10 protein-coding genes are annotated in these 14,392 nt (G+C 60.4%); 6 read left to right on the forward strand and 4 right to left on the reverse strand.

Features of this window, described 5'->3' with window-relative positions:
* Nucleotides 1–1,460, reverse strand: a 1,460-nt coding sequence (locus M5B97_RS18040) for a methyl-accepting chemotaxis protein (RefSeq protein WP_248732222.1), incomplete at its 3' end; no start/stop codon positions are given.
* A 276-nt stretch (nt 1,461–1,736) separates the two neighbouring features.
* Here M5B97_RS18040 and M5B97_RS18045 point away from each other — a divergent pair.
* Together M5B97_RS18045 and M5B97_RS18050 are read left to right on the forward strand one after the other, a co-directional pair.
* Nucleotides 1,737–1,967 carry a hypothetical protein gene (locus tag M5B97_RS18045; protein ID WP_123716174.1) on the forward strand — a complete coding sequence of 77 codons (231 nt, stop codon included), beginning with the start codon at nt 1,737–1,739 and terminating at the stop codon, nt 1,965–1,967.
* Complete coding sequence (locus tag M5B97_RS18050; RefSeq protein ID WP_123716173.1) at nt 1,964–2,254, forward strand: cell division protein ZapA; 291 nt, start codon at nt 1,964–1,966, stop codon at nt 2,252–2,254. Before M5B97_RS18045 ends, M5B97_RS18050 begins: the two co-directional genes overlap by 4 nt.
* On the opposite strand, the gene M5B97_RS18055 is transcribed toward M5B97_RS18050, so the two are convergent.
* Nucleotides 2,251–4,053, reverse strand: a complete 1,803-nt coding sequence (locus tag M5B97_RS18055; RefSeq protein ID WP_248732223.1) for an acyl-CoA dehydrogenase — start codon at nt 4,051–4,053, stop codon at nt 2,251–2,253. The genes M5B97_RS18050 and M5B97_RS18055 overlap by 4 nt on opposite strands.
* Nucleotides 4,054–4,223: 170 nt before the next feature.
* On the reverse strand, nt 4,224–8,177 hold the full coding sequence (putA, locus tag M5B97_RS18060) for a trifunctional transcriptional regulator/proline dehydrogenase/L-glutamate gamma-semialdehyde dehydrogenase (protein ID WP_248732224.1): 3,954 nt from the start codon (nt 8,175–8,177) through the stop codon (nt 4,224–4,226).
* 29 nt (nt 8,178–8,206) lie between these two features.
* On the opposite strand from putA, the gene M5B97_RS18065 reads away from it, so the two are divergent.
* The 4 genes from M5B97_RS18065 (at nt 8,207) to M5B97_RS18080 (ending at nt 13,085) form a co-directional block, all read left to right on the forward strand.
* Nucleotides 8,207–8,545, forward strand: a complete 339-nt coding sequence (locus M5B97_RS18065) for a hypothetical protein (protein ID WP_248732225.1) — start codon at nt 8,207–8,209, stop codon at nt 8,543–8,545.
* Nucleotides 8,546–8,638: 93 nt separating this feature from the next.
* Nucleotides 8,639–10,123: a sodium/proline symporter PutP gene (gene putP, locus M5B97_RS18070; RefSeq protein ID WP_134661046.1), complete on the forward strand. Its 1,485-nt coding sequence runs from the start codon at nt 8,639–8,641 to the stop codon at nt 10,121–10,123.
* Nucleotides 10,124–10,326: 203 nt separating this feature from the next.
* Entirely contained in the window at nt 10,327–12,333 is a 2,007-nt protein-coding gene (gene tssI, locus M5B97_RS18075; RefSeq protein WP_248732226.1) for a type VI secretion system tip protein TssI/VgrG, read from the forward strand.
* A 26-nt stretch (nt 12,334–12,359) separates the two neighbouring features.
* Complete coding sequence (locus M5B97_RS18080; RefSeq protein ID WP_248732227.1) at nt 12,360–13,085, forward strand: DUF4123 domain-containing protein; 726 nt, start codon at nt 12,360–12,362, stop codon at nt 13,083–13,085.
* Here M5B97_RS18080 and M5B97_RS18085 read toward each other — a convergent pair.
* A complete protein-coding gene (locus M5B97_RS18085) occupies nt 13,071–14,348 on the reverse strand; it encodes an O-acetylhomoserine aminocarboxypropyltransferase/cysteine synthase family protein (RefSeq protein WP_248732228.1) in 1,278 nt (425 codons plus the stop codon). The genes M5B97_RS18080 and M5B97_RS18085 overlap by 15 nt on opposite strands.
* Between the last annotated feature and the right edge of the window lie 44 nt (nt 14,349–14,392).

Raw genomic sequence — 14,392 nt, forward strand, 5'->3', positions numbered from 1 at the left:
GCTGCGCTGGCGATCACCAGGTTGCGCTCGTTGATCTCGATGATCGCCGTGTTGATGGTGTCCAGGGACATTCCTGCACCCTTGGCGATGTTCAACGTGGATTCGGCGCGTTCGGTACTGTTGCGCATTGAGTCCACGGCATGTTCGGTACCGGTCTGAATGCTGCCGATCATGCGTTCGATCTCACTGGTCGATTGCTGGGTGCGATGGGCCAGCGCCCGCACTTCGTCGGCGACCACGGCGAAGCCACGACCGGCTTCACCGGCACGCGCCGCTTCAATCGCCGCGTTCAAGGCCAGCAGGTTGGTCTGGTCGGCCAGGCCGCGGATCACGTCCAGCACCTTGCCGATGTCACGCGATTCGTTGGCCAACTCACCAATCAGTGTGGCGGTGGCTTGCACGTCGCCGCTCATGCGTTCGATGGCACTGACGGTTTCCTGCACCAGATCACGGCCGTCGCCGGCCGACGTGGTGGCGGCGCGCGAGGCTTCGGAGGTGCTGACCGCGTTGCGTGCGACTTCTTCGACGGCGCTGGTCATCTCGTTGACGGCGGTGGCGGCTTGTTCGATTTCGTTGTTCTGCTGGGTCAGGCCGCGAGCGCTCTCGTCGGTGACGGCGTTCAGCTCTTCGGCAGCGGACGCCAGTTGGGTGGCGGAACCGGCAATGCGTTGCAGGGTGTCGCGCAACTTGTCCTGCATCTTGGCCATGGCGGCCAGCAGGCGGCCGGCTTCGTCGTGGCCGTCGACCTTGATAGGGCGCGTCAGGTTACCTTCAGCCACTTCTTCGGCCGCTTCCAGAGCCTGGGAAATCGGCACGGTGATGCTGCGGGTCAGCAACCAGGCGAAGAGCAATGTCAGCCCGGTGGCGATGACCAGCAGGCCCACGACCAGGTCAAAGGCCATGTCGTATTGGTCCTTGGCTTGCTGGTTGGCGGCATTGGCGTCGTTGTTATTGATGTCCAACAGGCGGGTCAACACGGCATTGACCTGCTCGGAGTTGCTCAGCAATTCCGTGTTCAGCAGGTCGCGCAACGCTTCGATTTGATTGGCGCGAGACAGGCTCTTCATGCGCTCTTCAATCTGGTGGTACTGGCCCAGCAGGCGAACGTACTCGTCGTAGGCATTGCGTTCTTCAGTGCTGCTGATCAGTTTTTCGTAGATGGCCTGGGCTGCGCGGATCTGCTGGTTGCGCACTTCGAAGGCATCCAGGGTCTTTTGTTGCACGTCCGGCTCGCGGTTGGTCAGCAGGCGGTACGACAGCACTCGCAGGCGCAGGGTCAGCTGGGTGAACTCGTCCAGTGCGCGAATGCTGGGCACGCTGCTCAGGGTAATGGCTTCGGTGGCTGCACGGATCTTGCTCATCTGATTCAAGGCGAACACACCGAGAAGCAACATCAGCGCGCCAATAAACGCGAAGCCGAGAAAAGCCCTCGGAGCGATATTCATATTACGAAGAGACATGCGGGAATCCTGGGGGAAGCGCGATCCATGCGGCCGTGAGACGGGGTATGTATTCGCTATCGGCCATGCGACTAAAGTCTTAAGGGCGTGCGCGCTTTTGTCGCATCGGACGAGGGGTTGAACGGATTCAGGAACCAGATGGGGGAATTGCAGTCACTAAGGCTCGAAAGTGCGGCCCGCCCCCTAAAAAACGGGCTGTGCGCCAGGGATAAGCCTGGCATCCGAGGTGAATTTTCTTTATCGTCACCGCCCTTTGAAAAAGCCCGAGAAATCAAAATGTTAGAAGCATCTCTCAGCCAATTGGAACAACTGGTCAGCGACCTGGTACAGCAGAACCAGGATCTGCTGGGCAGCAACGAATCCCTCAAGGCGGAACTGGCCCGCGCCAAGGACGAAAACGACAGCCTGCAACTGAGCCTGATGGAGCAGGAAGAAAAGCACGGTGCCACCGCGGCTCGCATCCAGGCGTTGGTTGAGCGTGTGAGCGCAGGGCCTGTCGGCGCATGAGTGAAGGGATAAAGGTCGTTTCGATTCTCGGAGAGGATTACTCGATCAAGGCTCCGGCCGGGGAAGATCAAACCCTGATGCACGCCGTGACCCTGCTCAAGGCATCCTTGGCCACCACCAAGAAAAAGTACCCGACCCTGATCGGTGACAAATTACTGGTGCTGGCTGCGCTGAACCTGTGCGCCGATCAGATCGAAATGCAACAGCGTCACCAGCAGGAACTCGACCGTTACCAAGAGCAAGTCAGCGCCACGGTCGAAGTGATTTCCAAGGCAATCCAGCCTTAGAACCAATCATCCTGCATCCCCAGGCACGTATCGTCGCGTGCCTCCAGAATCGCCAGTTCATGATGGCAGCTCGGCACTTCCCAGGTCAGGAAGTACCGGGCGGCCTGGAGCTTGCCTTTATAGAAGGCGACATCGGCCGCATTCCCCTTGACCAGTCCTTCCTGCGCACGTATTGCCTGCTCCAGCCAGCGCCAGCCGATCACTGTATGCCCGAATACTTTCAAGTACAGCGCCGAGTTCGCCAGGCTGCTGTTGACCTTGCCTTGGGCCAGATCCGTCAGTAGGCCGATCGTCACGCTTTGCAAGCGGTTGACCAGTTGTTCCAGTGGCTCACGCAATGCGGTCAGTGAGGGGTATTCCTGTGCCCGTGCGCCCGTCTCGGCGATCAGCCGGATCAACTGCTTGAGACCTGCACCGCCGTTCTGCGCCAATTTGCGCCCGAGCAAGTCCAGGGACTGAATGCCGTGAGTCCCTTCGTGGATCGGGTTCAGACGGTTGTCGCGGTAATACTGCTCAACCGGGTATTCACGGGTGTAGCCGTGGCCACCCAGAATCTGGATCGCCAGTTCATTGGCCTTGAGGCAAAACTCCGACGGCCAGGATTTGACGATGGGCGTGAGCAAGTCCAGCAGTTCATGGGCTTGTTTGCGCTCGGTTTCGGTGTCCAGTGTGGTGGTGTCGTCGAACACGCGTGCGGCGTAGAGGCCGAGGTCGAAGGCGCCTTCCACGTAGGACTTCTGGGTCAGCAGCATGCGTTTGATATCGGCGTGCTGGATGATCGATACGGGGGCAGTCGTGGGGTCTTTGCTGTCGGGCAAGCGACCTTGCGGACGCTCGCGCGCATAATCCAGTGAATAAAGGTAACCGGCATACCCGAGCATCACGGCACCCATGCCGACGCCGATGCGTGCCTCGTTCATCATCTGAAACATGCAGCTCAGGCCCTGGTGCGGTTTGCCCACCAGATAGCCGACACAGTTGCCGTTATCGCCGAAGTTAAGCGCGGTGGAGGTGGTGCCGCGCCAGCCCATCTTGTGAAACAACCCGGCCAGCAGCACATCGTTGCGCGCGCCCAGGCTGCCATCGTCGTTGACCAGGAACTTGGGCACGATGAACAGCGAAATGCCCTTCACCCCCGGCGGCGCATCCGGCAGCTTGGCCAGCACCATATGCACGATGTTTTCCGACAGCGGGTGGTCGCCGCCGGAGATGAAGATCTTATTGCCCTTGAGTCGATAAGTACCGTCGGCTGCCGGTTCTGCACGTGTACGAATATCCGACAGCGACGAGCCTGCGTGGGGCTCGGTGAGGGCCATGGTGCCGAAGAATCGGCCGTCGATCATCGGTTGCAGAAAGCGCTGTTTCTGTTCCTCGGTGCCGAAGCTTTCGATCAGGTTGGCGGCGCCCATGGTCAGGAACGGGTAGGACGTCGATGCCGCGTTGGCCGCCTGGAAGTGCGCGAAACACGCCTGGGACAGCAGGGTGGGCAGTTGCATGCCTCCGGCGTCGAAACTGCGGGCGGCGTTGAGAAAGCCGGCTTCGAGGAAGGCATCCACGGCGGGCTTCACTTCCGGAATCAGAATCGCCGCGCCGTCTTCATAACGCGGCTCGTTTTCGTCGTTCTTGCGGTTGTGGGGGGCAAAGTACTTTTCAGCGATGTTCCGCGCGGTGCTGATCGCTGCGTCGAACGTCTCGCGATTATGTTCGGCAAACCGCTGGCGCTGGGTCAGGCCCTCGGCATCGAGGACTTCATACAGCTCGAAAGCCAGGTTGCGGGAACTGAGCAGCGACTCGGACATGGCGGCTTACCTTTGAAAAGTATGCCGCAGTCTAGGGTCGCTAATAAAAATGGGGAAGGAAGATAGATAGGGGTGATGGGGCGACACAAGTTGCAAGCTGCAAGCTGCAAGTGAAAGCGAAAGCACACCGCTCTTACTTGCAGCTTGAGGCTCGCAGCTTGCGCCTGCTGTTACCCGATAGTCATGAGGCTGGCGTTACCGCCCGCCGCTGCGGTGTTAACGCTCAACGCGCGTTCGATCACCAGACGCTCCAGGGCTATCGCGGTTTCACCCTGGGACAAGCCCTGGACCCCGACAATCGCCCCACCACGCTGGGCCACTTGCTGGCACACCGCGCGCAGTTGATCGGAATCGCCATGGTGCAGAACCGCGTCGAATGCCACCTCGTCCTTGGTCCAGTCCGCTACACGCTTGATCTTGGCCTGGATCTCCCTAGGCAGGCGTGGGAACAAGGCCTTGGTCAGGTCAGTTTCCGGCCATACCGCCGAACCGCCTACCGCCAGTACCGCCGCCAGTTGAGTGAGCAGATCGCCTTCTACTTCCGCCAGCGACAACACATGCTCGCGAGGCAGGATGGCGTAGCTGTTGCGCTCGCCCGTCGGGCCGGCCAGTTGGCGGGTGATACCACTTTGGGACTGCGCGGCGAATTGCGTACACAGGGCGCTCAGTTCGCTGAACTTATTGCTGTCGGCCCAGGTTTTCAGGGCGGTCAGCGGTTGGCTCATGGCATCGCGCAGGCGCACGTCCGGCGCAGCCAATGCATCGCCACGCACGAAGGATTGCTCGATGGCGTCGGTAGGGCGAGTCGACAGCAGGCGGTACAGGTACAGCGGGCCACCGGCTTTCGGGCCGGTGCCTGACAGGCCTTCGCCGCCGAACGGTTGCACGCCGACCACGGCGCCGACGATGTTGCGGTTTACGTAGACGTTACCGGCATTGACGTTGTCGATCACCTTGGCGATGGTCTCATCGATACGGGTGTGCACGCCCAGGGTCAGGCCGTAGCCCGAAGCATTGATCTGGCCGATGAGCTGGTCGATTTCCTTGCGCTTGTAGCGCACCACATGCAGCACCGGGCCGAAGATCTCGCGTTGCAGTTCGTCGAAGCTTTCCAGCTCGATCAGGGTCGGCATCACGAAGGTGCCGCGCTTGATCTCTTCGCCGTCGGCGATGGCCACTTGGTATACGTTGCGGCCTTTGTCACGCATGGACTGGATGTGTTTCTCGATGCCGGCCTTGGCTTCGGCGTCGATCACCGGGCCAATGTCCACCGACAGGCGCTCCGGGTTGCCCAGGCGACATTCCGCCATGGCACCTTTGAGCATTTCGATGACGCGGTCTGCCGAATCTTCCTGCAGGCACAGTACGCGCAGGGCCGAGCAGCGTTGACCGGCGCTGTCGAAGGCCGAGGACACCACGTCGATGACCACTTGTTCGGTCAGTGCCGAGGAGTCGACGATCATCGCGTTCTGGCCACCGGTTTCGGCGATCAGCGGAATCGGGCGGCCCTGGGCGTCCAGGCGGCCGGCGACATTGCGCTGCAGCAGGCGCGCCACTTCGGTGGAGCCGGTGAACATCACGCCTTTGACGCGATCATCACCCACCAGGCGGGCACCCACGGTTTCGCCCTGGCCCGGCAGCAGTTGCAGCACACCTTCCGGAATACCGGCTTCCAGCAGAATGCGTACGGCTTGTGCCGCCACCAGCGGGGTTTGCTCGGCAGGCTTGGCCAGTACCGGGTTACCGGCCGCCAGCGCAGCAGCAACCTGGCCACTGAAGATGGCCAGCGGGAAGTTCCACGGGCTGATACACACTACCGGGCCCAGAGGGCGGTGGGCGTCGTTGGTGAAATCGTTGCGTGCCTGCACTGCGTAGTAGCGCAGGAAATCCACGGCTTCACGTACTTCGGCGATGGCGTTGGCGAACGTCTTGCCGGCTTCGCGGGCCAGCAGGCCCATCAGTGGCTGGATCTCGCCTTCCATCAGGTCGGCGGCACGCTCCAGGATAGCGGCACGTTCGGCGGGCGGGGTGGCCTGCCAGATCGGACCTGCGTTGATGGCGCACTGGATGGCGTTGTCCACGTCTGCGACGGTGGCGTCCTGTACCTGGCCGACCACGTCGCGCAGGTCGGACGGGTTCAGCACTGGCGTCGTCGCTTGCTCGCTGGGCGCGCAGCCGAGCATCGGCGCCGCTTTCCAGTCGTTGTGGGCCGTGGCCAGCAGGGCGCAGGACAGCGACGCCAGGCGATGTTCGTTGGCCAAGTCGATACCGGCGGAGTTGGCGCGGTCGCGGCCGTACAGGTCACGAGGCAATGGAATACGCGGGTGCGGCAGGCCGAAACCACCTTCCAGCGTGGCCATTTGTTCGATACTGGCCACCGGATCAGCCACCAGCTCCTGAATCGAGATGGACTGGTCGGCAATGCGGTTGACGAAGGAAGTGTTGGCGCCGTTTTCCAGCAGGCGACGTACCAGGTAAGCCAGCAGTGTTTCGTGGGTGCCGACCGGTGCGTACACGCGGCACGGACGGTTCAGTTTGCCATCGGCAACCTTGCCTACAACCTGCTCGTACAGCGGCTCACCCATGCCGTGCAGGCATTGGAACTCGTACTGACCGGGGTAATAGTTCTGACCGGCGATATGGTAAATGGCCGACAGCGTATGAGCATTGTGCGTGGCGAACTGCGGATAGATGGCTTCCGGCACCGACAGCAGTTTGCGTGCACAGGCAATGTAGGACACGTCGGTGTAAACCTTGCGGGTGTACACCGGGTAGCCTTCCAGGCCTTCGACTTGGGCGCGCTTGATCTCGCTGTCCCAGTACGCGCCTTTCACCAGGCGGATCATCAGGCGATGGCGGCTGCGGCGCGCCAGGTCGATGACGTAGTCGATCACATACGGGCAACGCTTCTGGTAGGCCTGGATCACGAAGCCGATGCCGTTCCAGCCGGTCAATTGTGGCTCGAAGCACAGGCGTTCCAGCAGGTCCAGCGACAGCTCCAGGCGGTCGGCTTCTTCGGCGTCGATATTCAGGCCGATATCGTATTGCTTGGCCAGCAGGGTCAGGGACAGCAGGCGCGGGTACAGCTCGTCCATCACGCGCTCGTACTGGGCACGGCTGTAACGTGGGTGCAGGGCCGAAAGCTTGATGGAGATGCCTGGACCTTCATAAATCCCACGGCCGTGAGACGCCTTGCCGATGGAGTGAATGGCTTGTTCGTACGAGGCCAGGTACTTCTGGGCGTCGTGTTCGGTAAGTGCGGCTTCGCCAAGCATGTCGTAGGAATAGCGGAAGCCCTTGGCTTCGAACTTGCTCGCATTGGCCAGCGCTTCAGCGATGGTCTCGCCGGTGACGAACTGCTCGCCCATCAGGCGCATGGCCATGTCGACGCCCTTGCGGATCATCGGTTCGCCGCTTTTGCCGATGATGCGGCTCAGGGACGAAGTCAGGCCGGCTTCGTTGTGGGTGGCGACCAGTTTACCGGTCAGCAGCAGGCCCCAGGTGGCGGCGTTGACGAACAGCGATGGGCTGTTGCCCAGGTGCGGCTGCCAGTTGCCGGTGCTGATCTTGTCGCGGATCAGGGCATCGCGAGTGCCCTTGTCCGGAATGCGCAACAGGGCTTCGGCCAGGCACATCAGCGCCACGCCTTCCTGGGACGAAAGGGAGAATTCTTGCAGCAGGCCTTGAACAATGCCGGCACGGCCGCCGGCGCTCTTCTGATTGCGCAGCTTCTCGGCAATCGAGGCGGCCAGCTTGTTGGTGGCTTCGGCCATCGGGGCCGGCAGGCGGGCCTGTTCGATCAGCATCGGCACCACTTCCGGCTCCGGGCGACGGTAAGCGGCGGTGATGGAGGCGCGCAATACAGACTGCGGCAAGATGCTTTCGGCGAATTCCAGGAAGCACTGGTGGGCATGGTCGGCCTGGACCTCGCCCGCGTCTTCAGCGTCCTTGCCGGCCAAGCCATTAAGCTCGGTCAGGGTTGCACCACCCTCCAGTTTCTCCAGGTAATTGAAAATCGCCTGCTTGATCAGCCAGTGCGGCGTGCGATCAATGGAGGTTGCGGCAGCCTTCAGGCGTTCGCGTGTCGGGTCGTCGAGTTTGACCCCAAGGGTGGTCGTTGCCATCTTTTTATCCTCATGGGTGCCACTACCGAGTGGCATCTGCTGGCGGCAAGATTAGCTTTGCCCATGAAGAGGTGCAACCGGGTGCAACCCTTTTGTTCAGGAATTTTTCGACGGTGTTCGCGAAAAAAATCGACCCTCAGCGGAATCTGCTTTTTCTTGGTGCATTTACTTCTGGCTTCGGCTGTTCTTGCTCCGAAAAGGAGCAAAAACGCGGTGTTTTCTGTAAAACACTTCCGGGTGCAACTTATTCTCAAGAAACTGGTTGCACCTTATTTGCTTTGTTGAATAGCATTCGCGGCCAAGGTGCAACCACCTCATCGGGGTCGGTTCATCGGCTGGCGGCTTTCCTGGGGAAACGCCAGTCATAAATGCGCGGCACGCCGTTTCGTCTACCCGTTCAGCAATGGGTGGCCGTCTGACAGACCGTCGCTACATAAAAACAAAGCCAGGGCGTCACTCTTATGAGCGTTAGCAATCCAACCCTGATCACATTCGTGATCTACATCGCAGCAATGGTGCTGATCGGCTTCATGGCCTATCGCTCCACCAACAACCTTTCCGATTACATCCTTGGCGGTCGCAGCCTCGGCAGCGTGGTGACGGCTCTGTCGGCCGGTGCTTCCGATATGAGCGGCTGGTTGTTGATGGGCTTGCCGGGCGCGATCTACATGTCGGGCCTGTCGGAAAGCTGGATCGCCATCGGCCTGATCGTCGGCGCTTACCTCAACTGGCTGTTCGTGGCCGGACGCCTGCGCGTACAAACCGAGCACAACGGCGACGCCCTGACTCTGCCGGATTATTTTTCCAGCCGTTTCGAAGATAAAAGCGGCTTGCTGCGGATCATCTCCGCCGTGGTGATCCTGGTGTTCTTCACCATCTACTGTGCGTCCGGCATTGTGGCCGGTGCCCGCCTGTTCGAAAGCACCTTTGGCATGTCCTACGAGACCGCGCTGTGGGCCGGTGCCGCGGCGACCATTGCCTACACTTTTGTCGGTGGGTTTCTGGCAGTCAGCTGGACCGACACCGTACAAGCCACACTGATGATTTTCGCGCTGATCCTGACGCCGATCATCGTGCTGCTGGCCACCGGCGGCGTCGACACCACTTTCCTGGCCATCGAAGCCAAGAATCCCGACAACTTCAATATGCTGAAAAACACCACCTTCATTGGCATCATTTCGCTGATGGGTTGGGGGCTGGGCTACTTCGGCCAACCGCATATCCTCGCGCGTTTCATGGCGGCTGATTCGGTGAAGTCGATCGCCAAGGCGCGCCGCATCTCCATGACCTGGATGATCCTGTGCCTGGGTGGCACCGTAGCGGTGGGCTTCTTCGGTATCGCGTACTTCTCGGCGCATCCGGAGGTTGCAGGTCCAGTTACCGAAAACCACGAGCGTGTATTCATCGAACTGGCCAAGCTGCTGTTCAACCCATGGATTGCCGGCGTACTGCTGTCGGCTATCCTGGCGGCGGTGATGAGCACCCTGAGCTGCCAATTGCTGGTGTGCTCCAGCGCCCTGACCGAAGACTTCTACAAGACCTTCCTGCGTAAAAATGCTTCCCAGCTGGAGTTGGTATGGGTCGGCCGTGCCATGGTGCTGCTGGTTGCCCTGATCGCCATCGCCATGGCGGCCAACCCGGACAACCGTGTGCTGGGCCTGGTGAGCTACGCCTGGGCCGGTTTCGGCGCGGCATTCGGCCCTGTGGTACTGATCTCGGTGATCTGGAAAGGCATGACCCGTAACGGCGCGCTGGCCGGTATCCTGGTGGGTGCGATCACCGTCATCGTGTGGAAACACTTCAGCCTGCTGGGCCTGTACGAAATCATTCCGGGCTTCATCTTCGCCAGCCTTGCGATCTACTTCGTGAGCAAGCTGGGCGCACCGACGGCGGGTATGGTCGAGCGTTTTGATGCGGCGGAAAAAGACTACAACCTCAACAAGTAATCTTCGGGTGTTGAACGTCCGCTGAGTTGAAAAACAGGCCCGCTTCCTACGGATGGCGGGCCTTTTTTTGCGTGTGATTTTCGCCGGGCCGAAGAAGATTCTTGCTCACACATGTAGGGCTTTACTGAATTATCCAGGGCGTGCTCAGCGGGTGGGAACAGTGGTGCAGAATCGGCCGCCTATTCCTCGCAGAGAAACACCGGATGTTCGCTCCTGCCAATCAAAGTGCTTTTACCCTCGCCATCGACGGAGAGCCCAGCGGGCTCAAGGTGTTGGAGTTCAAGGGAACTGAAACCATCAGCCAGCCCTACCGTTTCAACCTTGAACTGGTCAGCGAGCAGCCCGATCTCGACCTGGAAAGCCTGCTGCATCGCCAGGCCTATCTCGGTTTTGATGATCAGGGGCATGGTATCCACGGTCTGGTTTACCGGGTGGCACAGGGCGACTCCGGGAGGCGCCTTACGCGTTATCAGATCAGTGTCGTTCCTCACCTGGCTTATTTGAAACACAGCAGCCACCAGCGCATTTTCCAGCACATGACGGTGCCGCAGATCGTTGCGCAAGTGCTTGCGGTGCAGGGAGTCCAGAGCGATCGATTCAAGTTCCTGCTCAGCAATACCTACCTTGAACGCGAGTACTGCGTACAGTTTGGGGAGACCGACCTCATTCAGCGGCTGTGTGCCGAGCAGGGCATTCATTATCACTTCCAGCATTCGGCCGAAGGGCACCTGCTTGTGTTCGGTGATGACCAGACGGTGTTTGCCCAGGCCGAGCGTTCCACGCCTTACACGCCAGGTTCCGGGATGGTAGCGGATACGCCGGTGATCCGGCGCTTCACCGTACGATTGGAAGCCCGCGCCACGGCGGTGAATCTGCGCGATTACGACTTCCGCAAGCCGCGTCTGACGTTGGAGAGTGAAGTCGCTGGCGAACAGCTTCCACGCCTGGAAGAACACGATTATCCCGGCCATTTTTCCGACCGTGCCCATGGCAAGTATCTGGCACAGCATAGGTTGGAACGCCATCGCAGCGATTATCAGGTTGCCCATGGCGAAGGTGACGAGCCGGCGTTGGTCAGCGGCCGTTTTCTCAAACTGAGCGGGCATTCACGTGATGACTGGAACGACCTTTGGCTGGTGACGCGCATCACTCACGAAGGCAAGCAACCCCTGGTGCTTGAAGAAGCTGTGGTCGAGGTTGCAGGTGGGGATTTTCGCCAGGGTTATCGCAACGAATTCATGGCGGCACCGTGGGAGGTGGTTTTCCGGCCGTCGCTGCCGGAGCCGCCGCGCCCGCGTATTTCCGGTTATCAACATGCCGTGGTCACCGGGCCCGAGGACAGTGAAGTCCATTGCGACGAATACGGCCGGGTAAAAGTGCAAATGGCCTGGGATCGCACGGGAGAACACAACGATCATTCCAGTTGCTGGCTGAGGGTGGTCAGTGCCTGGGCGCATGATCAGTATGGCTCGGTGCTGATCCCGCGTGTGGGCATGGAAGTGCTGGTGGGCTTCGTCAATGGCGACCTGGATATGCCGGTGGTCATGGGGTGCCTGCCCAACGCGGCGACACCGGTACCCCTCGAACTGCCCGCGGACAAGACCCGCAGTATCTTGCGCAGCCAAAGCAGTCCGGGTGGGGGTGGCTACAACGAACTGCGTATCGAAGACCGAAAGGGTGCCGAGGAGATCTATCTGCGTGCCCAGCGCGACTGGACCCAACACGTATTGCACGATCAGCAACTGCAAGTGGATAACAGCCGGCGGGTCAGGGTGGGCGGCGAGTCGCACCATGAGTTGCAGGGCGAGGAACAGCGCATTACCCATGGCAACCGCCTGACTGAACTCAAGCAGGATGACCATCTGGTGGTCGGTGGTTCGCAGCACATGCGGGCCGGGCGGACCATTCAGATCGGCGCTGGGCAGAGTGTCGTGATCGATGCGGGTGCCAGCGTGACGATCCAGGCCGGTGGCCAGTCGATCACGGTTTCAGCAGGCGGCATATTCAGCAGTATGCCGATCCAGCTTGGCGGTGCGCCGGTTCCCGCCGTTGCTCCGCTGGTACCAGGCATCAAGGAGAAGTTGCTGGCGGTAATTCCTGCTCCGTTGAGTCGCGTTCAGGTGACCAGCCTGAAACGCAGCGCGCCGTTTTGCGAGGAGTGCGAACGCTGCAAGTACGGCCAGTGTGAACTCCCTCCACACAGTGGCTGAGTCCGACCTGCTAGGAATTGACCTTGATGAAGCAACAGCTGGCTCCCAATGCCTGGATCACCCAATACCCGCTACAGCCTGATGAACAGGTCTTCGCCGTCTTGAGCGGTGCCAGCGATGCCAGGCCCCTTGGCGCATGGCAAGCCAGGGCCGCCGGGATGCTGCCCCGGTCGATCTGGGCAGGCACGCCCTATGCCGAGTGGGATGAGGTCATGCCCTATGCAAGTATCGTTGAACCGGACAGTGCCTTTTTCGATTGGGTCGCAACAACTGACGCCACGGATTGGGGTTGGTTGGCGGTGTCCTCCAGCTCGCCGGAGGTCGTGATTGCACATCTGCAAAGCCTGACCAAGGTGTATCTGCCCGACGGCCAGGTGTCTTTTTTGCGTTTTTGGGATGGCGCTCAATTTCTGTCGATTGTGCAGGGCCTGGGTGATGACACGGCAAAGGTGTTGCCGGTGTTCCAACGGTATCTGATCAATGGCCAGCCGCTGACGGTTGCGACTGGCCCGGTCACTGTCGCCAAGGTTGGCCCCTGGTGGCGAGTGCCTGCACCTCTATTGGAACATTTGGCAGAGCGATCCCCGCAAACCCTGATCGACAATCTGTTGCAATGGCTCGAAGAACAGCGCCCTGACCTGTATGCCGCGTTTACGCCGGCGACCTTGCGGCACAAGGTCGCCTGCTGTGCGCGCCGACCGGGTATCAGTCATGGAGCACTGGCCGACTACCTCGCCTCAGAGTTGAGTTGAGCCCAATGCCTGCTGCAGATCGTCGATCAGGTCTTCAATCGCCTCGATACCCACCGACAGACGGATCATCTCCGGCTTTACTCCGGCCTTGGCTTGCTCGTGTTCGTTCATCTGCCGATGGGTAGTGGATGCCGGATGACAGGCCAGGGACTTGGCATCGCCGATATTCACCAGACGCTTGAAGATCTGCAGCGCGTCGTAGAGGCGCACACCGGCATCAAAGCCGCCCTTCAAGCCGAATGAGAGGATCGCCGAGGGTTTGCCCTGCAGGTACTTCTGCGCCAGCGCGTAATGTGGGTGGTCCGGCAGCCCGGCATAGCTGACCCATTCCACAGCGGCATGGCTCTGCAGGAACTGCGCGATCTTCAAAGCGTTCTCAGTGTGGCGCTCCATGCGCAGGGCCAGTGTTTCCAGGCCTTGCAGCAGCAGGAACGCGTTCATCGGCGCCAGCGCTGCGCCGGTGTTGCGCAGAGGTACGGTGCGAGCGCGGGCGATGAAGGCGGCCGGCCCGAATTTTTCGGTGTAGACCACACCGTGATAGGCCGGCTCAGGGTTGTTGAGCCCGGGGAATTTTTCGGGGTATTGGGTCCAGGGGAAGGTACCGCTGTCGACGATCACGCCGCCCAGGGAATTGCCATGGCCGCCGATGTATTTGGTCACCGAATGCACCACGATGTCGGCACCGAACCGGATCGGCTTGCACAGGATCGGTGTGGCTACAGTGTTATCCACCATCAGTGGAACGCCACGGGCGTGGGCGACCTCTGCAAGGGCTTCGAGGTCGACGATGTTGCCCGCAGGATTGCCGATGCTTTCGCAGTAGACCAGCTTGGTGTTGGCGTCGATCAACTCGGCGATGGCTTCGGCGCTGTCGTCGTGGGCAAACCGTACCTCGACACCAAAGCTCGGCAGCAAGTGGGCGAACAGGGTGTAGGTGCCGCCATAGAGCTGCGGAGTGGTGACGATATTGTCACCGGCGCGGGTCAGGGTCTGGATTGCATAGTGGATCGCTGCGCTGCCGGCGGACACCGCCAATGCCGCGATACCGCCTTCGAGGGCGGCGATCCGTTGCTCCAGCACATCGTTGGTGGGGTTCATGATGCGCGTGTAGATATTGCCGGGCACGTCGAGGTTGAAGAGATCGGCACCGTGCTGGGCGTTGTCGAATTCGAAAGCGACATTCTGATAGATCGGCACGGCGACAGCCTTGGTGGTCGGGTCTGACTTGAAGCCGTGGTGCAGCGCGATGGTGGCGTCTTTCATGATTGTTATTGACCTCCCTGGAGAATGGATCGCCACAATAAATC

The sequence above is a fragment of the Pseudomonas sp. MWU13-2517 genome (assembly GCF_023242545.1).
In the GTDB taxonomy this organism is placed as follows: domain Bacteria; phylum Pseudomonadota; class Gammaproteobacteria; order Pseudomonadales; family Pseudomonadaceae; genus Aquipseudomonas.